General features: G+C 30.7%; 29 protein-coding genes. 1 reads left to right on the top strand and 28 read right to left on the bottom strand.

All coding sequences use genetic code 11. The features are described from left to right. Positions 1 to 142 precede the first annotated feature (142 nt). The 6 genes from H8S00_RS05480 to H8S00_RS05455 form a co-directional block, all read right to left on the bottom strand. The gene (locus H8S00_RS05480; RefSeq protein ID WP_186840216.1) at positions 143 to 667 is read right to left on the bottom strand and encodes a type II toxin-antitoxin system PemK/MazF family toxin; all 525 of its coding nucleotides are present in this window, start codon (positions 665 to 667) and stop codon (positions 143 to 145) included. A gap of 324 nt (positions 668 to 991) precedes the next feature. Further along, a complete protein-coding gene (locus H8S00_RS05475; RefSeq protein ID WP_186840215.1) occupies positions 992 to 1789 on the bottom strand; it encodes a hypothetical protein in 798 nt (265 codons plus the stop codon). Positions 1790 to 1989: 200 nt separating this feature from the next. Further along, positions 1990 to 2445, bottom strand: a complete 456-nt coding sequence (tenpIN, locus tag H8S00_RS05470) for a type III toxin-antitoxin system TenpIN family toxin (RefSeq protein ID WP_186840214.1) — start codon at positions 2443 to 2445, stop codon at positions 1990 to 1992. A 456-nt stretch (positions 2446 to 2901) separates the two neighbouring features. Continuing rightward, entirely contained in the window at positions 2902 to 3075 is a 174-nt protein-coding gene (locus tag H8S00_RS05465) for a hypothetical protein (protein ID WP_186840213.1), read from the bottom strand. After that, positions 3076 to 3822 carry a phage antirepressor gene (locus H8S00_RS05460; RefSeq protein ID WP_186840212.1) on the bottom strand — a complete coding sequence of 249 codons (747 nt, stop codon included), beginning with the start codon at positions 3820 to 3822 and terminating at the stop codon, positions 3076 to 3078. Positions 3823 to 3940: 118 nt separating this feature from the next. After that, positions 3941 to 4129, bottom strand: a complete 189-nt coding sequence (locus tag H8S00_RS05455) for an AraC family transcriptional regulator (protein WP_186840211.1) — start codon at positions 4127 to 4129, stop codon at positions 3941 to 3943. 166 nt (positions 4130 to 4295) lie between these two features. Between H8S00_RS05455 and H8S00_RS05450 the strand changes: the two genes are divergently transcribed. Further along, on the top strand, positions 4296 to 4427 hold the full coding sequence (locus H8S00_RS05450; RefSeq protein WP_186840210.1) for a zinc ribbon-containing protein: 132 nt from the start codon (positions 4296 to 4298) through the stop codon (positions 4425 to 4427). A 654-nt stretch (positions 4428 to 5081) separates the two neighbouring features. Here the strand turns inward: H8S00_RS05450 and H8S00_RS05445 are convergent. The 22 genes from H8S00_RS05445 to H8S00_RS05340 all read right to left on the bottom strand — a co-directional run bounded on the left by H8S00_RS05445 (position 5082) and on the right by H8S00_RS05340 (position 23767). Further along, positions 5082 to 7667 carry a phage tail tape measure protein gene (locus H8S00_RS05445; protein WP_186840209.1) on the bottom strand — a complete coding sequence of 862 codons (2586 nt, stop codon included), beginning with the start codon at positions 7665 to 7667 and terminating at the stop codon, positions 5082 to 5084. 79 nt (positions 7668 to 7746) lie between these two features. After that, on the bottom strand, positions 7747 to 8232 hold the full coding sequence (locus H8S00_RS05440) for a hypothetical protein (protein WP_186840208.1): 486 nt from the start codon (positions 8230 to 8232) through the stop codon (positions 7747 to 7749). Positions 8233 to 8235: 3 nt separating this feature from the next. Then, entirely contained in the window at positions 8236 to 8595 is a 360-nt protein-coding gene (locus H8S00_RS05435; protein WP_186840207.1) for a hypothetical protein, read from the bottom strand. Between the two features lie 74 nt (positions 8596 to 8669). Next, positions 8670 to 8861: a hypothetical protein gene (locus H8S00_RS05430; RefSeq protein WP_186840206.1), complete on the bottom strand. Its 192-nt coding sequence runs from the start codon at positions 8859 to 8861 to the stop codon at positions 8670 to 8672. A gap of 17 nt (positions 8862 to 8878) precedes the next feature. After that, entirely contained in the window at positions 8879 to 9073 is a 195-nt protein-coding gene (locus H8S00_RS14060) for a helix-turn-helix domain-containing protein (RefSeq protein WP_186840205.1), read from the bottom strand. Positions 9074 to 9188: 115 nt separating this feature from the next. After that, positions 9189 to 9632, bottom strand: coding sequence for a RusA family crossover junction endodeoxyribonuclease (locus H8S00_RS05420; RefSeq protein WP_186840204.1), 444 nt, complete (start codon positions 9630 to 9632; stop codon positions 9189 to 9191). A 57-nt stretch (positions 9633 to 9689) separates the two neighbouring features. Further along, positions 9690 to 10214, bottom strand: coding sequence for a hypothetical protein (locus tag H8S00_RS05415; protein ID WP_186840203.1), 525 nt, complete (start codon positions 10212 to 10214; stop codon positions 9690 to 9692). Between the two features lie 8 nt (positions 10215 to 10222). Then, positions 10223 to 10531: a phage holin gene (locus tag H8S00_RS05410; RefSeq protein ID WP_186840202.1), complete on the bottom strand. Its 309-nt coding sequence runs from the start codon at positions 10529 to 10531 to the stop codon at positions 10223 to 10225. A 513-nt stretch (positions 10532 to 11044) separates the two neighbouring features. Further along, positions 11045 to 11284: a hypothetical protein gene (locus tag H8S00_RS05405; RefSeq protein WP_186840201.1), complete on the bottom strand. Its 240-nt coding sequence runs from the start codon at positions 11282 to 11284 to the stop codon at positions 11045 to 11047. A gap of 51 nt (positions 11285 to 11335) precedes the next feature. Continuing rightward, positions 11336 to 12067 carry a YomU family phage tail tube protein gene (locus tag H8S00_RS05400; RefSeq protein ID WP_186840200.1) on the bottom strand — a complete coding sequence of 244 codons (732 nt, stop codon included), beginning with the start codon at positions 12065 to 12067 and terminating at the stop codon, positions 11336 to 11338. A 59-nt stretch (positions 12068 to 12126) separates the two neighbouring features. Further along, the gene (locus tag H8S00_RS05395; protein WP_186840199.1) at positions 12127 to 12885 is read right to left on the bottom strand and encodes a hypothetical protein; all 759 of its coding nucleotides are present in this window, start codon (positions 12883 to 12885) and stop codon (positions 12127 to 12129) included. Positions 12886 to 12889: 4 nt separating this feature from the next. Continuing rightward, entirely contained in the window at positions 12890 to 13366 is a 477-nt protein-coding gene (locus tag H8S00_RS05390) for a YomW family phage-derived protein (protein ID WP_186840198.1), read from the bottom strand. Position 13367: 1 nt separating this feature from the next. Next, positions 13368 to 14357 carry a hypothetical protein gene (locus H8S00_RS05385; RefSeq protein ID WP_186840197.1) on the bottom strand — a complete coding sequence of 330 codons (990 nt, stop codon included), beginning with the start codon at positions 14355 to 14357 and terminating at the stop codon, positions 13368 to 13370. A gap of 329 nt (positions 14358 to 14686) precedes the next feature. Continuing rightward, positions 14687 to 15118: a hypothetical protein gene (locus tag H8S00_RS05380; RefSeq protein WP_186840196.1), complete on the bottom strand. Its 432-nt coding sequence runs from the start codon at positions 15116 to 15118 to the stop codon at positions 14687 to 14689. A 14-nt stretch (positions 15119 to 15132) separates the two neighbouring features. Then, entirely contained in the window at positions 15133 to 15786 is a 654-nt protein-coding gene (locus tag H8S00_RS05375; protein WP_186840195.1) for a hypothetical protein, read from the bottom strand. A 61-nt stretch (positions 15787 to 15847) separates the two neighbouring features. Beyond that, positions 15848 to 16849 (bottom strand): YonB family capsid-like protein, encoded by a 1002-nt coding sequence (locus tag H8S00_RS05370; protein WP_186840194.1) that lies wholly within the window; start codon positions 16847 to 16849, stop codon positions 15848 to 15850. A 48-nt stretch (positions 16850 to 16897) separates the two neighbouring features. Continuing rightward, positions 16898 to 17392 (bottom strand): hypothetical protein, encoded by a 495-nt coding sequence (locus tag H8S00_RS05365; protein WP_186840193.1) that lies wholly within the window; start codon positions 17390 to 17392, stop codon positions 16898 to 16900. Between the two features lie 28 nt (positions 17393 to 17420). After that, positions 17421 to 18962 carry a hypothetical protein gene (locus H8S00_RS05360; RefSeq protein WP_186840192.1) on the bottom strand — a complete coding sequence of 514 codons (1542 nt, stop codon included), beginning with the start codon at positions 18960 to 18962 and terminating at the stop codon, positions 17421 to 17423. 22 nt (positions 18963 to 18984) lie between these two features. Continuing rightward, positions 18985 to 19179, bottom strand: a complete 195-nt coding sequence (locus tag H8S00_RS05355) for a hypothetical protein (RefSeq protein WP_186840191.1) — start codon at positions 19177 to 19179, stop codon at positions 18985 to 18987. Positions 19180 to 19192: 13 nt separating this feature from the next. Continuing rightward, positions 19193 to 20713 (bottom strand): hypothetical protein, encoded by a 1521-nt coding sequence (locus H8S00_RS05350; protein ID WP_186840190.1) that lies wholly within the window; start codon positions 20711 to 20713, stop codon positions 19193 to 19195. Between the two features lie 10 nt (positions 20714 to 20723). Further along, complete coding sequence (locus H8S00_RS05345; RefSeq protein WP_186840189.1) at positions 20724 to 22556, bottom strand: terminase; 1833 nt, start codon at positions 22554 to 22556, stop codon at positions 20724 to 20726. Between the two features lie 5 nt (positions 22557 to 22561). Further along, on the bottom strand, positions 22562 to 23767 hold the full coding sequence (locus tag H8S00_RS05340) for a YonG family phage-derived protein (RefSeq protein ID WP_186840188.1): 1206 nt from the start codon (positions 23765 to 23767) through the stop codon (positions 22562 to 22564). Positions 23768 to 23797 lie beyond the last annotated feature (30 nt).

The raw sequence follows: 23797 nt of genomic DNA, 5'->3' as shown, positions 1-23797 counted from the left end.
GCGTTAGGAAAATGGTAATCCTAACATATCAATTCACTGTCCTTATTGACTATTTAACTATATCACATCAATTCGTTTGTGTCAACAATGTTTTCTGATATACTATTATATGCAATTTGAGATAAATTATTACATATTTTTCTCATTTGATTATTAGAAAGTTTAATATCAAAATATCCTTTTTGGTTATCTCCATATCGTGAAAGGCGTTTTTACTAACAGATTGTATCATAAAAGTACAGGCATAACATTCTTTTGTTTCATCAGGAAAGCCATTTATGATTCCTAAATCAACAATCGCTTCTTTATTTTCTTCAATCCATGTTGGATCATGATCTTTTTTAGATGTTAATGGAATCACTAGAGCTGTATATTTTGATTCAAATATTACAACCGCAAAATGTAAATCTCTAAATTCACTTCCTATATTTCTACCGAAATCAATCCAATAAACATATTGTCTTTCTTTTTTAAAAAGTTCTTGATCCATTTGATTAATATCATTTTTGCTCTTAAATATTGCAATATTCTTTAAAATAATTTCATTAAACCAATCTAATAAGTTGGCACAATAATAATTATCAATATCTAATCTTTTTAATTTTTTTATGTTTTTATAAATTATATCCAATTTATATCGTAATTTTTCATCTTTTAATTCTCTCAAAAACTAATATCCTCCCAAGCATTAGTATTTAATATTACCGTTATATACCAATAATCGACAGAATACTATCAGAACATATGTTTATAGGTGAATAGGAAAGGAGAGTAGTAATACTCTCCTAAATCTTTTATATTGAAAAAGAGCATTATCATCCCATAATGATAGTGCTCTTTAACTCCGTGAGCCTCACACTTAAATTCTGCCATTAACCCAGTGGCACGGCAATTTATAAGCAGGACTCTGTAAAAATATAATACTGTTCCGTGGAACTTCCTGTTCCGTTACTTAGTATTATATGTAAAGCATATGCTTTTGTCAACAGTTTTATTCGTGATTTTCCGTAGAAGATGTAATGTTATTAATTTCGCACTCTAGGTCACGAATTCTGTTTGACAATTTTTCATTTTTGAGTTTTAAATTTGCAATTTGTCGTTCTCTATCACTTGCTGAATTTTCAAGACGAGTAATTTTATTTTTGTCTTTATTGAAAATTCTATAAATATCTGGAAACATAATATACAATAACTGCAATTGTATCTCTTCTAAAATTTCAGAAGGTATTACTTCATGTAATTCTAAAATACGTCCACCAGACATAAACTTTGAATCATTTATCAATAATACACCATCTTTTTCAAATCCTTCGGAGGTACAACATTGACGATGTTCCTTTGTCATATTTGGATTAAGCGTAGGATGATAACAAGTATCCCTCCAGTTCTTACCTGTTGTCATTGGTACAATTAAATATTTATCATCCTTTTTTCCTATACAAAGACCAGGATGAACATACCCGATTTCACCCTTATAACTTTTCCCATAATCAATTGTGCATACCTGTCCGAAAGCAACTTTCTTTTTATTACCTTTCTTTGGCATATATTTACCAAAATGGTTTCGTTTCATCCAATTTGTTTCTGCAATTAGAATAGAAGAAGCATCATAAGCATTTAACTGTCTTAATATTCGATGTATATTTTCTTCAAGTTGGATTAGACCATCTATTATTTTTGAACGACCGATTGCGGTCATTCCCTTGTTTGTTTGAGTATTATGTGTATAACAAGCAACTAGGTCTAAGTATTTGAATTCCAATAATGAAATATCTAAATCTTTATCCATAGTACCTCCTTTGGTAATTTATACCAAATATTATACGACAGAATATTACATATTTCTATTAGAACGTATATTCTACAATTTTATGAAATAGGAAAGAATAATAAAACACATGTTCAGACTATACCAGAATGGACTTGGATAGAGAAGTAATGAGAATAGTAAAAGAGCAGGAGATTAACCCTGTAATATAAAAAGACACCTTAGTTGGTGTCTTTGTTTGTATCTGGATATATGTATTCCTCAAAATATTGAAGTGTAGAAAAACCACAATACTCAGCATTATGTTCTTCTTCAATATTTTCTTTTGCTTTTTTGTAATTGCCAATACATTTCTCCATCTTTTCTTTAACACGTCTTTCTTTTCCAAGAAGATGTTGATATTCCTTATCTCTTATATATGCACGTTTATCAGAAATATATTCATCATCAAGAATCAATACTGCTTTTGTGAAATCCAGTCCATGCTTTGCTTGTTTATCTGTCCATAATACATCTGTGCGATGTGAGATATCTGAACGCAATGGAACTGCAAACTTTAATCCATTCACCTCTGTAATAACTTGAGTATATGGACGATTTTCTTTTAACATCATTTCTGGATATTGATCTGATGGATAATCATTATAAAACTTTTCTGACAAACGTGTAAATAACATATTCTCCTCCGTATAATAAAATACTCCTACTAGCAAGAGTAGGAGTAGATGTTATCTTCTCGTTGAGCTTTTTTTAGTTTACCCTGTTCGTGGCTCTACGAACCAGTCTTCCAATTGGATATTTTTTTAATTAACGTTTCGTTATCCTACGACAAACATCTTCTTACGAAGAAATGAGAAGATAAGTGAAATCATTTCTAATTTCTTACTTATATTATACACAATTATGAGAAAAAATCTATGCTTTTTTGAAAAACTTTTAAATTTTTTAAGTCAATAAAAGTCGAAAAAATACGACGAAAAATTGTATCGCATTTTTGCAAAGTATTATATAATTATTTAGGGGGAGAACGAAAGTCCATAGATTTAATTCTGTGGGCTTTGTTTTTTTGAATCTTACATTGCTAATTCTAAAAGAGAATGATTATTTAAACCATTCTCTTTTATTATGCACTATTAGATTTTTATATTACTCGTCATTTTTAAAACAACACAAATACACCCATCATTTTCTAAACACTTTTTATCTACATCTAAAATTTCCTTGTCATCAATTTTATAATTGTTTTCAAAGAAAATAGAAGAAGAGAAATCATCTACTTTTAATGCTATAAGTCTTATGTATTCCATTTATACAACCTCCGCAGTGTAGTAACCATCTTTGCGAAGAAGTTTTCTAACATAGTCTAATCCCTTTTTTGTTGCAAATGTCACAGAACGAATATTACCATCGTGACAAGGAGTTTCTTTTACGGCAAATTTTCCTTCTTTTCTAAAACGTTCATAAGGAACATTTACCTTATCCTTATCATAGAAAAATACTTTCTTACCTCTGAGATAAGCAAACAATGTATATTCTCCAATTGCAAGTTCTTTTGCCATGGTATTAATACTCATAAGACCTTCGGTATTTATTAAATCGTCATAGAATTCTTTTAATTTGTTATTCTGTTTAATTAAGTCATTAATCATTTCAGTTTGAACTTCCTTCGAGAATGATGGGAAATATTTCTGAACCATTTCTTGCTCACGTCCTTTAGGAATGGCAGCACCAGTAAGACGAATAGACTTAAGATATTTCTTTATTTCTTTTCTAAAAGGCTTTGCTTCTTTCTTTCGAGAACGCATTAATATTTCATACATCGCATCTTCTGAAACAAACAAAGAATTTTGATTTCCACCAAGGGTATATTTTAAAAATATAGCCTTTTCAGAATCGTCAATATCGGCTTGTTTTATCATTTGACTTACATTTTTTACATCTAACCATTTTGCAACTTCATTCGCTTCAAATAATGGTTCTTCAATACTGCGATACAAATTCACTTTCTTTCCAAGAATCTCAGTCTCTTGAATAACTGATAATACTTCATTCATATTAATTCCTCCAAAATTCATTTGATAAAATTTTGAAAGTATAGTAGAATAAGAGTTGAGAGAAATCTCATATGTAAAACACTCATTTGTTCTTTGGTCGGAGCGATGAGTGTTTGTTTTATTTTTTTAAATTAGCTCTGATTATTGCTACTGATTCTTTACTAAAAAGATAATTGCGTTTTCCTGCTTCTCTAAATTGGCTATTTGATAAATTCAAACCTTTTGCCAATCGTATTAAATAAGCAGGAGTAATATCTAAAATTTTAGCAACTTCAGCAGTAACATAGACCTCTCTGACATCTGACATCTATATACCTCCCGTTTGCAAGTTTGATTATACAATGTCGTAAGTTAATTGTCAATACTAAAATTTAAAATATTTATAAACCATAGATTTGTTCTATTAATCTTACAAACATAGTGCTATAATATTACCATAACATTATGTACGATTAAGAAAGGAGGATGGACTTATGCCAAACACAGGAGAAAAGCCTGGTAAAGGTCAATATACTTGTGACAATTGTGGACAGGTGATTGTATTAGATGATGATACCGATACAATGCCACCATGCCCAAAATGCAATGGGACTAAATTCCATTAGTCGGCTAAAGTATATCGCTTAATATTAAATGGTTTACCAAACCACTGAGTCCAGATTGCGAGTTCTTTAACTCCATTCTGGACTTTATACTTTGAATAATAAGTTAATGGTAATATTTGTTTTAATGTATAAATAAATTTTTTCATATTTAAAATTCCTTTCTTTTAATTTAATTTTAAAATAATACTATCTGTTTTCAGAAGTCAGCATAATATTATTTAACGCATTACGTTTGCTTTCGCAAATCGGGACTGTATATCCAAGCAGAAGAACATTAGTCTGTAAATCTGCCTGCTCTTGCCAGTCTCTGAACCGTTGACATTCTTGTGCGTCACTACAAGACAACTATCGTATATACGACTTAGCCAACGACTGCTTTCGGTTATTAAACCTACCTATAGACCACCCATTGTAGTAGAGGAGTACATTTCAGCACTCATACTGTACGACTTAACATACTATGTCATTTTAACCAATTTTCATGGGTATGACATCCAACATTTGTTTTGCTATTAACACCGTATTATCTTCGTTTCCTTGATAATTGTGGTTGTTGGCTTTAGGGATTCCCAGCATTATTCGAGATTTATTGTGTTTTAAAGTACACAAAAGGTCTGCATTCGCTACGTTAATTGAAAGACATTATTTTCAATCTTATAACAAAGGGCGCAGTACATTTTCACCATGACCTGTTAAACTTTGTATTAAACCAGTAAAAATACCGATAGTTCCACCAAGAGAAGAACCCTCTCCTCCTAAAATTCCAAATAAATTACTAACGCTTTTGCTAATGGAATCTATTACTTTGACAAAAGAACTTGCTCCATCTGTCAAAGACGCTAAAGCTTGAATTCCTTTTGTAATTCCGTCAGAATCGGCAAAGTTAGATACTAATTTCGTCCAACTATTAGACAGTTTATTAAGCGATCCTGTCCAGTTATTGGCTGACTTCTCAGCTTCCTCCATAGCTGATCCCGAACCTTCAGAATAATCTTTAAGCATCTTTTCATATTGATTCCACCCATCTAAAGTGCTACCTAAAATGTTAGCATAATGTTTACCACCAATATTCCTCGTTATCTCTGATCTTAATGGATCTTTTTGGTCTAACTCATTATAGGTTTTTGCCAAATCTTTAAGAATTGCAATAGGAGAACGTAATTGTTCTGCTCCATTCACAATTTCAGTCATTGAAGTTCCTGCTTTTTCTAAGGTTGCTTGAATTTTACTAGAAGAAGTATTCTGTAAATTAACAAAAATAGACTTATAAGCAGTACCAACTTCATTACCTTCTTTTTTAGTAGTTGCAACAGCAGTACCAATAAGAGCTGATAATTCATTAATTTGAACGCCTGCATTTGCAGCATTTGAACCAACCGTTGTCATCGCATTTGCAATGTCTGTCATATTTACGCTGTTCCGATTGGTGATCTCATTGGTTCCATCCAATACAGCATTTAATTTTTCAGTCTGTGCTTGATATTTATAAGCAGCATTAGTTGCTAAAATCCAATTATTGGCAACTTCGGCGGTCATATCGCCAGCAGACTGAGCAAGAGTAGATGTATCTGCTAACGCATTGCCTTGTTCACCATAAAACCCACTTCGATTCATTTCCTGAACACCGGTTAACCAATCAGGAGCAGTACGACCAAATTTACTTGCTCTATCGTAAGATTCATTCCCTAAAGATTTTAACTCTTCTTTTGTTCTGTTAGAAGTTTTGCTAATTTCCGTAAGAATATCGTCAACATCTTTTAATTCTGAAATAGCCTTTCTTATTTCATTAACGCCTTTCATTAAGCTGCCAGTAGCTATAGACCAACCACCAAATTTTTCCCAAGCATTTTTTATTTTATCCACAGACGACATACCAAGTAATCCATCGGTTCTGATATTATTTTTCATCTGATTCCACTGTGAAATAAGATTGTTTTTCTCAGCTTTTGTCATTGGATCATCTAAATTTTTCATTTTGGAAATAAGATTATCTATTTGATCACCATATTTTTTTAATGCTTTAGTATTATTATCTGCCCATTTTTTCCATGCTTCGGATGTGGCTAAACGTGAAGTTTCAGAAACAAATTGTCTTTGTTCTGCTTTTATAGAACTAAGCTGACTTTCTCCGACTCGAAGCTGATTAATAAATTTATCTAGAGAAGCTTTATCATTAACATCGGCAAAAGAAGTTTCAAGATCTTTTAAGGTTGTGGACATCTCTTTAATGTCTTTCGAATTAGCTTTCAATTTATCAAATCTATTTGAAGCCTGTTCAATGCCTGAAGAGATGTCAATATTTTTAAATTGCGTAGCTGTTGTTTCAGCATTTTGAAATTCTCTGCCCATTATTTCTAAAGCATTTATTTCATTGTTTGCATTGTTTACCATTGAGGAAAGTGTAGAGTTATCTGCATTTCTCACTCCATCAATAGCAGATTGTACTTTTAGATACTGTGCTTCTAATTGCGATATATGATCAGAATCTTTAATAGGTTTTGTTGTATTAGGATCTGAGTATTCACTTTTTAGTTTATCAAGTGTTCTTTGCAAACTATCGGCTTTAGATTCTATCATATCAATTTGCTTGATAACGCCATTGTTATTAATTGAACCACCAGAATATTCAAAAAAACGTTCTATAATATTTCCATTATTATCTTTTAATGTTTGTAACCTATAATTGAGTTGTTCAGTTACGCCTTCTGCATTTTTTAATGAAACAATAAAACTCGTTAAATTATTATTTTGACCAAGTTTTTCTTGAACCGAAACAGTGTTTGATAATGTTTGAAAATATTTTTCTGCATCTTTAGAAACATTGTTAAGCCCATTTCCAGAATCTTTAAATATTTTATTGAATCCACCTTTTTGAATAACAGAGTTGACACCATTCTGAATCTGTTGTCCAATTTGTTGACCAGTCCTTTGTGCATTCTGAACATTCCCACCACTGTTCAGATTACCACCAATATTTATATTAATTTGATTTAAAGCACCGTTAATCTGAGACACCATTCTATTGATGGCATTTTTATCAATATCTACATTCTGTAAACTAATTTGTGTAGCATTTAACTGTTTTGTTAAATTTGCAACTACATTTTTACCGAGTTTTGCTTGAATTTCAATATTCCCAAGTTGCTTTTTTAAGGCTTCAATATCTTGATTGAGTTGCTGTTTAGATTTAGTTCCATCTAATTCAGCAATCAGTCTCAAACCAAATTCGTTATTATCCATTTTTATTATTCTCCTTTCAAAGTTTTATTTTTTACACAAAAATAACGCCTCGAAGGAAGCGTTAATAAAATTTAGTTTTTTAATGTATGTTTAGACCAACTTTTTTACAATTGGATATAAACATTCTTTGTATACCGCCATATTCAGTTTGTATGTAATCAAGTCCCATATCCCAAAAATTAAAAGAACCCTTCACAGTTCCACCGTGCGAGCCAGAATTAAACCACTCTAAGACATCTTGACCCGTAGCAGGAACATTATTCTTCCATTTGCTATTTCCTGGATATCGAAAAGTTAAATAATCGTCCCAGTATCCCACACGAAAAGAATAGATACCATCAAATTTAATTATCTCGCTTGCCGTAAATGAGTCTCTTAATTTATCAGTTCTTTTATATACAACTGGTTGAGTAGGATCATTGGGATTATTAAACACAGGTTCAGTATAATAATCATTTAGCATTTTTGAAAAAACATCATAAATATCATCTCGTGTTAATTCTAAAGCCTTTACTAAGTATGGTTCTAAAACCTTTTTTAAATCTTTTAAATTTTTTATTGACATTTTCTACTTGTCCTTATTCAATGTTTCAACCTGTGCATCAGTAATGATTTTCTGTATATCGGCTTTATCCAGTGTAACAATATATTTTACAATTTCGAATAATCTTGCTTCATCAGTTTCAAATTTATCAGCAAGAACAGAAGTAGACTCCTTAATAATTGACTGTAACCTATCTAACAATTCATCTTCTTTAAGGTTGTTACATTCATCTAAAACTCTTGTAGCAAAATTAATCAAATCTAAAGCGTTTTTAGTTATTAAATTCACCAATGGAAGAGCAGTAGAACCGAATTTTACAATGTTTCTTTTAACTGTTCTCAAATTTTTCTTATATTCAAAATATTCCTTAACTTTCTTTATCATAAATTTATTCCTTTCTTTCCAATACAAAAAAGAGACTGGTCACAAAACCAGTCTCCTTTAGATAATTTAATTATTTAGTTTTTTGTTTTTAATGCGACTTCGCAAGGCAATAACAACCACTTTGCATTTTTGTGTTTATGTATATTTTGTTCAACAAAGATGTGAACTTCATCTAAAGTTGCCTTATTTACATCTTCCAAAACCTTATACTCAAACACGTCATTTTCATCAACACATACAAGTTTAAAGAATGTCGAGTTTCCCATACTGTCACCCCTTTCCATTATTTAATACAAAACAATTCATAAAGATCTACGTGTAAAATTTTGGAAAGAGTAATGGCGTTACTCAACATAATATCATTTGTGTATCCATTCTCGATGCGATTTAACTCTGCAACAGAAATTCCACTTAATCGAGATAGCTCTTGTAATGTTATATTATTTTTATTTCTATAATACCATAATTTATTTTCCATAATTTTAATGTGTTCAATATGCTTATTGTTTATACATGAATTATATAATGGAAAAATTTACATTCGTGTAAAATTAGTTATAGTATAATATTATTTTGTGTGATTAGCTTACTTGCTACTGTCGTATTATTACTTCAATTTCTGTTCTTGGATTTTCTTTATCTACATGACATTCCATTGTTATCTTTGTTATATGTTTACTATCGTCATCAATGATAAATCCGCTTTCTGAAAATCCATCCAAGATAAATTTAGGACAACTATTGTCTATGTCATGTCTACGATTTGTCTTATAATATGTAATAAATTTCATTTCGCATTTTTCAATGTGTAGGTTAGAATAACCTTGATTATCAATAAACCATCGTATGAAATCTTTCCATTTTTGTTTAAGGGCATTCATCATAGGTCTTTTCATTATCATCCACTGGTTTATAGTAGGATGATATGGATTATCTATTGGCTTTTTACTTGCTCTCGGATGTTTTTCAAAATAATATTTTTCATATTCTTCAAGTGATAAATTATCAATCACTAATTTTATTTCTTGTATTTTCATTCACCTCTTTATACATTAAATGAAAAAGCGATTCCCGAAGAAACCGCTCTTTCAAACTTAATCAATTTCTTTCATTTCTCGCATAACGGGTTCAACTATTGAATGTATAAATCCGTCTCCACCTCTTTTTTCATAGTCATCAAATAAATCCCAAAAGACATCTTTTTCAACTTTTGTCCATCCTTCTGAATTTTTGTATTTATTATAATAAGCTACAAGTTTTTCTTTAAGTTTCTTAACTTCCGTAATATTATCTTTTTCTTTCATTTCATTAAGAGTGACGGCAATATTATCAACAGTTTCGGATAATTTTACCAAATCATTTTTAATCATTTGGTCATGTTTGATTGCTTGTTTAGTATCTTCGCATTCTTTTTCTTTTAATTCATTAAGTGCTTTAGACGTAGCAATTAACAATTCATGTTCTTCACGTTTTAGTCGCATAGACCTCGTTTCCAAACCTAACAATTTAATGAACCAATCAAATAACGTCCACATAAATTTAAATGCTAATAAAATAGTACAAATGGCAATAATTAAAGTACCATAATTAATCTGTGTAAGTTCCTTTATTGCATCCATTCATACTATTACCTGCTTTCTTTAATCTTCTTTAATATTTCTTCAATATCTTCAGCAACTAATTCGCCATTCTTAATTGAATCGGTGATATTCTGGGCAATCTGAGAAGCAGGCGTTACATTGAAGTTTTTATATGTATTATACAATGTCATTATAATTAAAAATACAATTGACACGATTTCTGATGCTTCATCATTTGTAACAGGAATTGTATTAATTCCGAATATCTGTAATACTGCATTGATTAATGCTATAAGTAAAACAACTATTCTTGTAATCGCTTCGGGAGTAATTCCCTTTAAATTTATTTTCTTCATTTTTTCCCTCCTTGTTTTTATTTAACCAAGACCAATCTTGAATTTGTCCACAAGAACAAACTTTTTGCCGAGGCGATATTTCTTCACCACAACGTACACAAACCGCATACCCACCATCAAGCTCTATGTATGGTTCTAATGGTGTCTTTTTTGAAATGTTATCTATATTCATCACTTCACCTCATTGCTTGGACGATTTTTTGTCCATTCTTCGTAGCATTTTTTTGTTTCGCCCTTATGAAAAAAGCAACATAAATGACCAGCATTTTTGTCACTTTCTTGTATCCATTTGGGTTGAATATGCCACTTAGATGTGTAAAAAATTATCTGAGGTAATTGAGTTATGGGTATAATATTTTCTTTTCCATAGCATTCATATACCTCATCTAAAGAGTTAAATATTTTGTTAATTTTAATCACCAACCTTAAATCGTAAAAAATAGGGATAGCAAGAAACAAATATTGTAGTAATGCTATCCCTATAGGTATAATAATTAAAACTAACTACAATATTTATTCTGATTTTTCCAATGGTTTTCCTTTCACTATCTTCTGAACATTTTTTGTGGAAATTTTAGAGTTATTATATTCCTGTTCAGATGCAGCAGAATATTTGCCATTTTCATGTTTTATATACACAACTTTTGTTTCGTCAGGAATATCCAATGTCATCTGAATTTCTTTTCCCTTAAATTCAAAAACAATAATATTGAGGAACTTGTTGTGATATGTAACTTTGCATTTCTGTATCATTTTTTTAATTCCTCCAAGTAAAAGAAGAGTGCAAGTTGCACTCTTCAAAAATTATTCCTCAATAAGAGCAAGATCTAACATATTGTCATCTTCATCTGCCATTAAATCAGCAGTAATTGTAACTGTCTGTGGGTCTCCATTATTTGAGAAACCAAGAGAAATATTGCTCTGAGGAGCACATTTATATGCAGTCATCTTCATCGGAAGAATCTCATCATCTTCTGTCTTCATAATAGTATCACCATAAACAATGAAATTCTTAGGAAAACTTGTAGACTTAATATTGATTCTTTCAACTTTATCCGTAAGTTCTTTAATGTAATAAGCGATTACTTTATCGCCTTCTGTAAGAGCTTGAGTAAGAGTCGCTTTCTTTGCATCAACTGAGTTAGCAAGCTCTGTACCGCAATCATCATCTGCTTTATAAATGACAACTGAACCAGCAACAGGTGTATCAGATAATGTTATTTCTGTTCCACCTGTACCAACAACAAGTTCTTCTCTAGTCATAAACTTTGCAGTCTTAGAAACTTCACCGCCAGTAATTAACTGCCATAACTTAACTGTCTGAATCTGTGTTTCAACTGTAAGAGTTCCACCTTTTTCGCCACTGAAGGACACTCTTTTAGGATGTCCCTTTCCACCATAAGCATATACATTTTCACCTGTAAGTTCAGTAGTAGTAACATTGGCAAAATCTAAATTTAAAAAAGGTTTCTTTGTAGAATAATCTACAAAAATAAGATCACAAACTTCTCTATTTGCCATATTTTTATTAGACATATTAAATCCTCCTTTATTTTATGTAAAATAAAAAAGACCCAATAAATAGGTCTTTATAATTAGTTATCTATTTTTTTTGTCCATGAAGAAATATCAAAGTCTTTATTTCCCCATACAGCCATATTGGTTGATTGAATATTATAGATATTGTTGTTAATTAATCGAATGTAAGAATCCCAAAGTTGATATATTGTCAAATCATAAATATTTGTCATATTTATACTTGGATGCTTATTCGCAACAACAGAAACTATATTTCCCAAATCAACATTTTCATTATTTTCTTTTTGAGATTTTATTTGCTTTTTTGCTTTTTGTATTTTCTTTACTATCTCTAATGCCTTTTTGCTTTTAATTTTATTCATATCATATTCTTCAGATTTATGTATATTATTAAACTGTAATATTAAGTCAGTAACATATTGGTAATTACTCACATTAATAACACCTATAACTGTATTTTTTATATCATTTAAATCTTTAGCTACTAAAAAACATTTCTCTTCTTGATAGAACACTACATTTTGTATAAAAAAGAAATTAAATGCATTTTGCAATAGAGTTGCTATATACTCACTCGAAACAAAAAGCTCATAAGTTTCTTGACTGGTTAATTCAATATTATTTTCTTCATATTCTTTTAATTTCCCAATAATTCCAAAATAAGTTTTAGGATTGAATAGGAGAAGAGAAATATAAAAATTATAAACATCAATTCCAATTTTAGAAATGTCCTTTAATTTAGGTGAAAATATGTTCCCAACATTTTCTATATAAAAAGAAGTTGGAGATAAAAGAGTAAAATAATCTAATCTCATAATGTTACTCCTTTATCTTAAAATCTGGAATAGTAAATATCATTTCTCTTCCGTATGTTTTATTGTTAGGGTAGATATTAGTTACAGAATCTAAATGTAATTTACCAATACCAAATTTATTCGAATTTCTTAAACAACGTTCCACCATATCAGCAAGAATATCCGCTCTTGACCCTTTATATCCCTTCTTAGAATATTTCATTATATCTTTATGGCAGAAAGCCCACAAACAAATAGAAATATTTTTAATTGTAGAAGTGGGTATTTTAGGAATATTGACCTCACAACATATATAAGATTTTGTTTCTATTTGTGTTTCATCTATATATAAATATGGAAATATCTGCTCATAAACAATATTATCTACTTGGGTTTCGGTGAAATTTTTACCCAACATCAATTCCATTATTTCTGTATTATCAAGGAGAGAATTAATGATAACAGATTTACAAGCTCCAATGTCTTTTAATATCTGTGACATACTAATACACCTCCCCAATATTAATTTGTTTTTCAGTTATTACAGTTTCATCATTTTTTAAAATTTGCAATAAGAAATACCCATTTACTAACGAGTCATCATCTTGAGTAGTTATTTTAATATCCGACCCCGATTCTTGTATGACAAGTTCAGAAATATCAAAATCTGATTTGATATTCCATTTCCAATCAAGATATTCTAAATCATTTCCATTTCTATCTCTAAATTTGACAGTCCAGGTTTTTGTTTTGCCGATTTTAATAATATCTGAACCAACAATTGAAACAGTCATTTCTTCCGTTGAAATATCAGATATAGATAGAGTAGAATGATAATTACAGACACCATATTTTAAATCGTCTGTCGTTGGTGTATATTCACACTCTTTCACAATCCACGAAGTTACACCATGACCATCATATGTATCGGGTACATTTCCTGTACCAGTCAATTCATATGTCGTTGGATTTGTTTTGTTATTGTCAATAAAGAATTTTCTACTTTGGTTTTTCTTTAACCTTAACGATTCTTCGTCCAATGGTATTACAACAGACAATTGATCAGAACCAAGTGTAATAACATTATTTCCAGTAGTTCCGTCATTATATTTACTTGCACTAGCAATAAAAGCCCAACGTTCAATAATTTCTCCAATGTCATTTTGCCATTTTAATAAATAATTACATTGATATAATTTTCCATCACGATAAATTTCATTATCACTATCGCATGTAACAACAATCCATTTAGAATTAGCAAAATCCACATAGTCTCCAATATTAATGTCTTCATTTGGTAAAGTTTCAAATTCTTTATAATAAGGTTGAGTACCAGTATTAATACAAAGAAATCTTTCTTTATCGTTTATCTTTACGCTTTTATATGAAGGGTTATCAGGTAGCTTTGCCCAAATTGATTGTTTTAATTTATTAACATTTCGTTCTCTTTGAGTAGAACCAAAAAGTTTTATTCTTGCTTCATATCTATCCATTTATCAATCACCACCTTTAAAATAACGGGCGTTAATTTCTTCTAAGATGTGAATGCATTTGAATACTTCACTTTTACATGTTTCTATAGAATAGTCCTCTGATATGAGATACTGAATAGTATTTAATACAGTTATAAAACGAGGCTCATTAATTAGAACTGTAACCAACTCTTTATTTCCGATAAGTTCACGCAAAAAACTTTCGAGATAAGAATTTAAAGTTTCTGAATTCTCCTCTTTAAGAGGTAGTATTTTATAAGTTCTGTTAATAAGAAATCTAAAATAGTTACAGAAACTTTCCTTTGGTATAAGCCCATATTTAACTTCAATCAAGTTTTCAACCCCGACATATCAGCATAAATAAATGAATACTCGTTTGTTAAACTTCTTGCGTGCTTACGAGCTAATTCATACCTATTACTAATTTTTTCTAATAAATTAGCAGGAGAAAAGGAGGTGAAATCTTTTGTATTTAAAGCATTTCTTAAATTTTCCATATTATTCAAATAAGGCTTTAACCAAAATACAGTCATCCACTCTACAATAATATCTATAACATCATTAGGAATATCTTCCTCAAAAGTTTGTACAACATCATCTCTGGACATATTTATATCACAAATTCTTTCACATTTTGTTATAGCTTTATTTAACAGTGAAACTAAAGTCTCGTCCTGTAAATCTTTTGATAATAATATCAAATCAGTATCCGTAATATCATCTTTAAAAGAGGCAAATATTTCATTATATGTTGTCGCCATTTTATTCTCCTTTTTTAAAGTGAAAACTGAATATTTAATGCGGTTTCAAGAGTATCAATAATATTTTTATCTAATGTATCTTCATCAAGTTTCTGTCTTGCTCTAGCCGCAATAGTTTCTTTTAACCCCTTAGATAGAGTAGAAATGGTTTTGATTATTTTATCTTTTGAATAAGTAAAAATTTCATCTATGTTTTCAGGGGTAAAAACATTTTTATAATATTTGGATACCTTTAAAAAATCATATAACTGCATAGCCGTATATTCTTCGGTATCTTCCAATACAATCCAATTATCTTCAAAAAATCTTCTATCAGTGTTTCTCATAGAAGCAAGTTCTCCTAATTCCATATATTCAACTGAGCCAATATCATCCCACTCAATCTGATATCCCATAATTTTTTTAGATACATATATTGCACCACCAACTGTATTGCATACGACAGGGACAATAGTATCAAGTGGAATTCTTATTGCTTTTTGAATTCTTTTTGCAACACTGGTTGTATTTTCTATCTTTTTATCATCTGTGTTAACTTTAGAATTATTAACAGATTCCATTTTAAATTTTTCTTCATATTCTGCACGAATCTTAGCCTCAATTTCAGCCTTTAACTTAGCTTCCTTTTCAGCTTCTTTCTTTTGTCGTTGTTCTTTAGTATAAGCCACAACAAAACCTCCTTTTATTCAAAAATAGGAGAAGACCACAAGTATCTTCTCCTAATATTAATTATGATAATTTATAAATACCCATCTGTTCTGAGATAACTGCTTTTAAGCCCCAAGCTTCAGCCATAAGATATTCCTGTGATAAATCGGCATTATCAATTGCCTTTCCATCAATGATGAGAGTATCCCCCTCGATTACACCTTTGATAAACTTGTCATCGCCAGTTACAATATAAAGATCATTTCCAAGAATAAAATCAGTAGAACCTACTTTATGAGCATTTTCCATTACAATAATAGGTGTTGTATAAAAATGTCCATAATATCCCATTGAGAAAAGCTCCTCTTTTGCAGTATTAGCATCTGCACCCTTAACACCTGTAATCTTTCTTACAGCCTGCTTAGAACCAATAACAACAGCCTTTTTACCAGTTGCTGCTTCAACATGATCAATGATAGTTGTAAGTTTTCCTTCGTCAAAAGAACCAGCGGTTCCATTTGAATAAGGGGCAGCAAGTCCAGCAAATGCACTTACAACAGCATCATACATATCATTTCTCATCTTCTTCTGAAAAGATTCAGATACCTTGTCAATTAAATCGTTGAAATCAACACGACCTGCAAGAACTCTACGAAGTTCTTCGTAAATTTTAACACCCTTTAACTGTGTTTTAACAGTGATTTCTTCACCACCTGTCAATCTCTGTCTACGAAGCCCCTGTGTACCCTGTGCAATATCTGATACTACAAATACACCATTATCACGAAGTTCAAAAATATTTGAATCTCCTTCTTTAAGGTTTCTCCATTCTACATAATTAAAAAGAGGACAACTCTCAGGAAGTCCTTCGATAACAGTTTTGTTAATAATCTGTTCTACAATAGAGAAAAGACCATTGCATTTTCCATCTCTAATTGCTCTAAAATCTAATGTAGTAGAGCCACCATTGGCTTCTATAAGTGCTTTTCTTAATACTTCCATAGAATCTTCTGTAGAATAATTTCCAGCAATATGTCCCTTATATGAATCTACGGCTAATTTTATTAAATTTGCGTCTGCCATAATATTATTTTCCTCACTTTCTATATTTTAAAATTTGAATTGTCGTAATTACTGAACCTCAATTACATACCATGTAAATCTTCCTGATACTTCAACTTCGATTACCTTACCAACCTGTGTTGATTTGGCAGTAGGAGTATCTACAACCTTGCCTTTTGTGCCTGCCTGTAATTCAACAAGCTTCTCAACAGTAGGAACTGTATCAAGAGCTTCTTTAGTAACAGAGAAAATATCACCCTTAGAAAGAATTCCTACACGAATAGGTTCACCGGCTTTATTTTCAAAAGTGTCTAAACCGTGGTAGCCTCTTTCCTCATATTCGACTTCTGGTGTACAAACAACACCAAAATATGTACTTTCTGCTGTTGGAGTTGTAGCCTTATGAATTTCTCTCTCTCCATCCATAAGTCCACCAATTTCAACAAAATTGGCGTTTTCAATTGCAGTAGCAGTATCACCACTTCCCATATATTTAGCACTCTTTATAAGAGAACCATCATGAGTAAACTGCACATTATCTAATCTGATCATTGCTTTTGCCATAATTAAATTTCCTCACTTTCATAAACTTTTATTTGTTAAGATATTTTTCCATTAAGCCACCGTAAGGTTTTTCATTTTCATCGTCATTAGATGGTGTTTCTACTGAAAATTTAATTTCCTTTGGTTTCTCAACTTTAGTTTCGTTAGACTTATTTGCTCTTGCATAAAGACCAACGATACATAAACATTCCTTTTTTAATTCTTCAATTGAAAATTCACTTGCCTTTTCTTTTAACTCAGAAAATTCCGGTGTATCTCCAATTTCATTTTCATATTCCGCAAATACAGAATTTTCATCTGCTTTACGTTTTTCTTTATTTACTTTTTCTTCAAATTCTTTGAGAGTCTCATATTCAGAATTGGTATATGAGTGTTCAGATTTGTAAGCATCAAATTCAGTAGAAATAGATTCGTAATTTGCTCTATCAGTATCAAGTTTTTCTTTTTCATTAAGTGTGAGCCATACTTTTACCATTTCCTCAAATTCATCAGAAATAGTAGCAGTTAGTGTTGTCTCGTCAAATGTGTAAGATTTTCTACCATACTTACATGTGTAATCACCGGTTGCGTTCCAATGATCTACCTCTACATAGACATATTCATCATCGAAATCGGACACGTAGAAATGTGTTTCCTCAACATAATTTCCCTCTGCATCTTTTACAATAATTGGATCTAAAGCATTTCTTAATGCCTCTCGTTTCTGATTATATGTAGCAGAAAAAGCTACAGGTTCATTTTTCTCTCCAAAAAGCTCGTCCATCTTTTTCTCAAACTCTTCAACTGATAAATCATCAATAGAAAAATCTAAGTCCTCAACAGACTTTCCATACTTCTGAAGAATTGCATTTTTTTCTTCCAAAATTTTTCCTCCTTGTTCTGTGTCATTTTTATTCAAACAAAAATTCAATTGAGATTTCATTTCTTCCATAAGCTGTGAAAATTCATCTTTATCAATTGAATAATTTAAAGGTTTTACGGACGCACTTGGAAAACATGGTTGAATATTAAATTTAGGATCATCAGATTTGTTTAATAGACATAATGCATCAAAAGAAAAATCAATAATATCTGTATATTTATTATCATCTTTTAATGGTTCTGATTTTGAATACAGTATTTCCATACTTTGACCAAAATACGTTGATTCGTCATATATTGCCTCAGCTAATTCTGGATATCTACCTATCCAAAGAATCACATCACTGACCAAATATGTTGAAACAGTTCCATCTTCTTCAGTTACATCTTCATAAACTGGTTCTTCTGATGGAATAGCAACTCCAAATGGGACACAAACACTTTTTATAGTTAATGTTTCTAAGTCCAATTTAACATCATGCCCACCGAGATAATGATTCCCATTTTCATCGCACATCAAATGTCCGACTACAGGAACATAGAAAAGTGATGAATATGCCCTGTCTACATTTTCTTTACTAAAATGTGATCTATTTATATTCTTTCCCAGTGCAAGCACATAGCATTTTGCTTTTAAAAAATTATCATTCAATTTTTCAAAACATTTAAATTTTGATTTGAATAATAATGACATTTTTTCCTTTTCCATAAAATGTTGTTACCTCCTTTCCTCAGAATCGTAAGGTGTTGTCTAAAAAGAAACTGTTCTTTTCAAAGCACTTCTGAGAAAAGGACAAAAGTTCTTCTGAAACACAAAAGACATAGGCTTTTTTACCACCTATGTCCTCTAACATATATTCAAATCCATTATCTGCTAACATTTTAGCTTTTAATGGATCAAACAACTTTATTAAATTATTTTCCATTCCACAAATCCACCTACCTGTCATTTCCATCATTATCAACCGTCTGTTGTCCCGTATCGTCAAGCGTTTTTCCTTGTTCAGAATTAGTAGGTCTACCACCTTCGTCATTAGAAACACTTTGAGTATTTGATGAAATCAAAGTGTTTTTCCAAACTTTATTAGACAATTCAAGAATATCCTCTTCTAGATATGTAAGACCAAGAGTATCGCTAGGCGATAATCCTAATACAGAACTATATTTCATTTTTACTGGCATACCTTTATCAGCAGCCTTAGAAATTCTGTTTGCGATTTCATCAGAATTAAAAATGGACTGATTTAAAAACTGTATTTTAAATGAATAAGGAAGATTCATTAATTTTAATTTCTTATTAAAAAATCTTTCTATCTGTTGCAACAATGAAAAAGCAATAGCTTCATCTGGTTTAACTGCCAACGTTATAGCACCGGAAGAAGAAATATTTCCTCCGCCGAATAATGCAGGCGATGTTCCTGCACCTTGCCAAAACGTATTAATCGACTCCGTAACATTGTTTCTTTCAGAAGCAGTAGAAGTCTGGAAAGAATAATCTGACATATCAAAAGGACTCATCAACAAACCTATACCTAATGGTAAGTTTTGTGCCATCTGCCCATAATATTTTTGAGCAGTAGGAAAATCCATTTTCGGAACACCATCTTCATCAGTTTCCATTTTTGCTGATAATACTTTATAATTATCATTTTCTGCTTTTGATTTTTGAAGCATTTTATAATCTTCAATAGATAATATGTCGAGGAGTAATCCACAGAATAGTGGAAGAGAATAAATGGGATCAGATTCGTCCACTTTAATACAAATGCCGTTTGGAGGTTCATACCATCGTTTGGTTTTATCGCCTTTAAGTCCCTTATCTCTATTTCCTTTATATTTTTCATAAGCAATTTGAAAATCAATTCCATACATAGGCAATAAATATGTTTTGCCATTAAAATAATTTAAATCAACAGAAAATTTAAATGCACCGTCCTCGATAGTAGAAATTCTTGCATATTTGGCATCAAAAGGTTTAATGTAAAATGAATCTTCTGTTTCATAAGGAATACCATAATACACTCCATCACGAATAGCAATTTTAATAGCTTTTGTTGATTCGTGACGAAGATTATATTTTTCGCACTCATTAATAGTATAATAATAACTTTCTTTATACTTTGTTTTATTGGGTTTTTTTGTAGAAATTTTTATTGGAACAACTAAATAGTTATAAAGAAGGATAGTAGAATAGTAGTCTACAAGTCTTCGATAATGGCTTGAAACAAGATATATAAAATTACTAAGTTCACGAATTTTATCTTCGTTTCTCTGTGGACTTTCAAGCATTTTTACAATTTCTTCTTTTTTGTATTTTTTATAAATAACGCTTTCATTACGATCATTTATTAAGTCTTGTACAATATTTTTTTTCAAGTTTGCAAAGAGTAGTTGTGTATATTGCGTCATTACTTTTTCACGTTCCTCTTCAGTTAAATCTTTTACTTCCGTATTTGCCACCTACCTTTCCTTATATTTTTCTAATTTGTGGTTGACGTGCCATTACAAATTGTGATGGATCAAAAGATGAATCTCTCTTAGGTTTCTTCAATAAGTCTTCACGTCTTAAAATTGCTAATGCATATGCTCCTTCTGCAAGAGTATAAGCTGCATCGTCATGAAAATTTTTCTTATCCTTTGCCAATTCATACGTAACTCCACCATTAGATGTGTCGTATCTACACATATATGATAATTGTAATTTAGCAATTTCCATATTTGCCAAAGCAATTTGTTCTTCTTGAGTTAAATCTACTTTATCAAAACTGCCATCTTTATTAGGCAATAAGATATAATCTTTTTTATCATAATTAGCAAATTCAATAAGATTCAATTTAACCATTTTTGAAACAGCGTCATACATTATCTTTTTATATCCTTGTGGATCTACTAAATGAACAATAGGCATAGCATTTGTATATTTTTTCCTGGCAGTTTCATATTGTTTATGGTTTGGATCAATAATTCCCCTATGTTTTTTACCAAATTTATCTACCCAATCTTCCATAAGTTGATCTGCAACTGCGGATATGCCGCCACCTCCTGACCCAGCATCAATGTAAAATTCGATATTTTCCCATTCAGCAGAACGTTCACCGTTATACTTAATCATCAAATCTTTAATAATCTCTAACTGAGCAGGCATTGGAAGAGGAGTTTTATTTTTAGAATTTGTGTCAACCATTGATACACAATTTACAAATCTTAATTTGTACCCAACTTCTTTGTCATCTATTACTTCGAAAATACTAAGAACACTTCCATCAAAATTTCTTGCTGGATCATATGTGAAAACAAACTTTTTCTTTCCAGTATCATTGTATAATAGAGGTTTTCTATTTGACGAATTCCGAATTAACTCATCCATAGTTACAACAGCATTATGACCGCCACCTTTTCTGAATTTATTAAATAATTCAACATCCGCATTATCAGGATCTTCCTCAATTGCTTTTTTAATCTGATCTTCTGTCAAATGAGATTTGATTGGTTCGCCATCAATAGAAGAGTGATATAAAATATCATAAGCATTCATATCAAAACAAAAATAATTACTATTCCCAACGAGCATCTTTTTATAGAATGTCTTGTATTTATCAAAGAATGGGTATGTTACATCTCCGACAGAAGATGTATATAAAATTTGAAGTGGCATTTGTTGAGGTTTGTAATACTGAACCTTTTCAGTAGATGTAGAGAAGCTTGTGTCAACGTTTGCGTAATTTTCTACAACCGCTAATTCTTCCGCAGTTTTCCACGCCGTTTCATTCAGCCAAACGGCGCCGCGCTTACCTCTAATGGCTTCCAGATTAGAAGATAATGCTTCCATCTTAGAATTATTATATAGTCTAAACTTGCAAGTTGGTGCTTGTAAAAATCCTGTTTCACTATTGCTACCAGTTTTATCAACTTCTCTTGCGAATACGTCCGTTGCACTTGCGAAAGAAGGAATACGTTTCAAAGCAATGTCACGCAATTTATTGAATGATTCAACGGACTGAGCATATGTATTACTACTTATATATAATGAATAGTCAGGGATAAGAAGTAACCGTGTCATAAAATATGCTGCCGCAAGGGTATCCTTACCGGCACCACGACACTCAGCCCATAAAGCATATTGAACAGCCCATGTTCTCATAAAGCAATAAGCCTGATAGTCTATCAATTTAAGACCAAAAAATGTTTCACAAAATCTAACTGGGTTACAACGCCCCCAATTTATTATTTTTGACATTTTTTGATATTCTTCAATTTTTCGTTGACTTAGCTCTTTTGAGGATATTGGTATATATATTTCCATAGCATCTACCTCTTTCTGTTCTCTAAGTCAATTATTTTATTTTTTAAATTTCTATTTTCTTCAGTCAGTTCATCAATTTTTTGTTCTTGAACTTTTAATGTTTCTCGTTGTTCTTTTACAATTTCTGAATACTCACTATTATCTAATGTAAGCTGATTGGCAATATTCTCATTACTTATTTTGTCAATTTGTTTAAAAGCCTCAGATGTTTTTATATCAAATAAGTTGACTTGTATTTCTTGAAAACCATTATCAGCCATTTCTTTCATTTTTGATGATAACGAACTTTGACCTTGTTTTGAATTTTTGTTATAGTTTGATGCAATATTATTATCTTTTGCAATTGTGGCAATAGAAGATAAGAGAGTAGATTTAGAGGAAGAAAGTTTTTGCACCTTTTTGTCATCTACATCATCATTTGATAATTCTATATTCATTGCTTCTGTAATCTTTTTACATTGACAATATAGCATAGACATTTCAATTACTCCCTGTATTTTATGTCCATCTTCAGCAATCCCATCAGTATCACAATAACCTGCTAAAATATTAAAACAATATTTTCTATCAGACTCGGATAATCCAACATCTTCAAATGGGTCATAACCAATTATAGAAATAGCGTATTTCATATTTTGTTTATCTTTTTTTGACCATCTAACTGTTTCTGATAATTGTGAATCAGGAGCATATTGTTCAATCTTAGATTTATCTACATTTTTTATTAAAAACCCATATTTGTTTAAAATCTTATTCTTTTCATCAGAATTTCTATTATTGTTTTTATGAAGAAATCCCTCTCTTTCTGAATCTGAATATGATTTTGCTCTATCTTGCCTCATGGCAATTAAAGTAAAATATTTTTGTAATATTTCCTTTCCATGATATTGAATCTCTTCATCTTCTAAATAACTGTTTTCTTTTGCAACACTTTGTTCTGAAGACATAATTAAGTCTATATAGAGAGGTTTGTCTATGCTTCTTAAAAGTTCTTTTAGCTTATCATAATTTATCGTACCATCTGTATTAAGAATAGAAGATTTGCAACAATCTTTACAAACTGGAACTCTTTTATCTAAAGAATACATTGGACTATATGATAAATAAAAATCAGTTAATTTTTTTTCTTTAGAACAACAAGAGCATATTTTTTTACCTTTTTGTTTATTCGCTGGTAATGGCTTAGTACCAGCAGATTTAGTTCTTGGCACGAAGCCACACCTCCTTTATTTACAACTAAA

The sequence above is a fragment of the Eubacterium segne genome (genome assembly GCF_014287775.1).
Classification (GTDB): domain Bacteria; phylum Bacillota; class Clostridia; order Lachnospirales; family Lachnospiraceae; genus Eubacterium_G; species Eubacterium_G segne.
This window is presented reverse-complemented; position numbering and strand designations above follow the sequence as displayed.

Coding starts and splice junctions, on each gene's coding strand:
- H8S00_RS05450 (WP_186840210.1), top strand. CDS start 4,296: ATGCCAAACACAGGAGAAAAGCCTGGTAAAGGTCAATATACTTGTGAC.
- H8S00_RS05475 (WP_186840215.1), bottom strand. CDS start 1,789: ATGGATAAAGATTTAGATATTTCATTATTGGAATTCAAATACTTAGAC.
- H8S00_RS05445 (WP_186840209.1), bottom strand. CDS start 7,667: ATGGATAATAACGAATTTGGTTTGAGACTGATTGCTGAATTAGATGGA.
- H8S00_RS05440 (WP_186840208.1), bottom strand. CDS start 8,232: ATGTCAATAAAAAATTTAAAAGATTTAAAAAAGGTTTTAGAACCATAC.
- H8S00_RS05370 (WP_186840194.1), bottom strand. CDS start 16,849: ATGGCAGACGCAAATTTAATAAAATTAGCCGTAGATTCATATAAGGGA.
- H8S00_RS05455 (WP_186840211.1), bottom strand. CDS start 4,129: ATGTCAGATGTCAGAGAGGTCTATGTTACTGCTGAAGTTGCTAAAATT.
- H8S00_RS05390 (WP_186840198.1), bottom strand. CDS start 13,366: ATGTCACAGATATTAAAAGACATTGGAGCTTGTAAATCTGTTATCATT.
- H8S00_RS05395 (WP_186840199.1), bottom strand. CDS start 12,885: ATGAGATTAGATTATTTTACTCTTTTATCTCCAACTTCTTTTTATATA.
- H8S00_RS05465 (WP_186840213.1), bottom strand. CDS start 3,075: ATGGAATACATAAGACTTATAGCATTAAAAGTAGATGATTTCTCTTCT.
- tenpIN (WP_186840214.1), bottom strand. CDS start 2,445: ATGTTATTTACACGTTTGTCAGAAAAGTTTTATAATGATTATCCATCA.
- H8S00_RS05400 (WP_186840200.1), bottom strand. CDS start 12,067: ATGTCTAATAAAAATATGGCAAATAGAGAAGTTTGTGATCTTATTTTT.
- H8S00_RS05360 (WP_186840192.1), bottom strand. CDS start 18,962: ATGGAAAAGGAAAAAATGTCATTATTATTCAAATCAAAATTTAAATGT.
- H8S00_RS05405 (WP_186840201.1), bottom strand. CDS start 11,284: ATGATACAGAAATGCAAAGTTACATATCACAACAAGTTCCTCAATATT.
- H8S00_RS14060 (WP_186840205.1), bottom strand. CDS start 9,073: ATGGAAAATAAATTATGGTATTATAGAAATAAAAATAATATAACATTA.
- H8S00_RS05410 (WP_186840202.1), bottom strand. CDS start 10,531: ATGAAGAAAATAAATTTAAAGGGAATTACTCCCGAAGCGATTACAAGA.
- H8S00_RS05355 (WP_186840191.1), bottom strand. CDS start 19,179: ATGGAAAATAATTTAATAAAGTTGTTTGATCCATTAAAAGCTAAAATG.
- H8S00_RS05380 (WP_186840196.1), bottom strand. CDS start 15,118: ATGGCGACAACATATAATGAAATATTTGCCTCTTTTAAAGATGATATT.
- H8S00_RS05435 (WP_186840207.1), bottom strand. CDS start 8,595: ATGATAAAGAAAGTTAAGGAATATTTTGAATATAAGAAAAATTTGAGA.
- H8S00_RS05385 (WP_186840197.1), bottom strand. CDS start 14,357: ATGGATAGATATGAAGCAAGAATAAAACTTTTTGGTTCTACTCAAAGA.
- H8S00_RS05345 (WP_186840189.1), bottom strand. CDS start 22,556: ATGGAAATATATATACCAATATCCTCAAAAGAGCTAAGTCAACGAAAA.
- H8S00_RS05365 (WP_186840193.1), bottom strand. CDS start 17,392: ATGGCAAAAGCAATGATCAGATTAGATAATGTGCAGTTTACTCATGAT.
- H8S00_RS05460 (WP_186840212.1), bottom strand. CDS start 3,822: ATGAATGAAGTATTATCAGTTATTCAAGAGACTGAGATTCTTGGAAAG.
- H8S00_RS05430 (WP_186840206.1), bottom strand. CDS start 8,861: ATGGGAAACTCGACATTCTTTAAACTTGTATGTGTTGATGAAAATGAC.
- H8S00_RS05420 (WP_186840204.1), bottom strand. CDS start 9,632: ATGAAAATACAAGAAATAAAATTAGTGATTGATAATTTATCACTTGAA.
- H8S00_RS05415 (WP_186840203.1), bottom strand. CDS start 10,214: ATGGATGCAATAAAGGAACTTACACAGATTAATTATGGTACTTTAATT.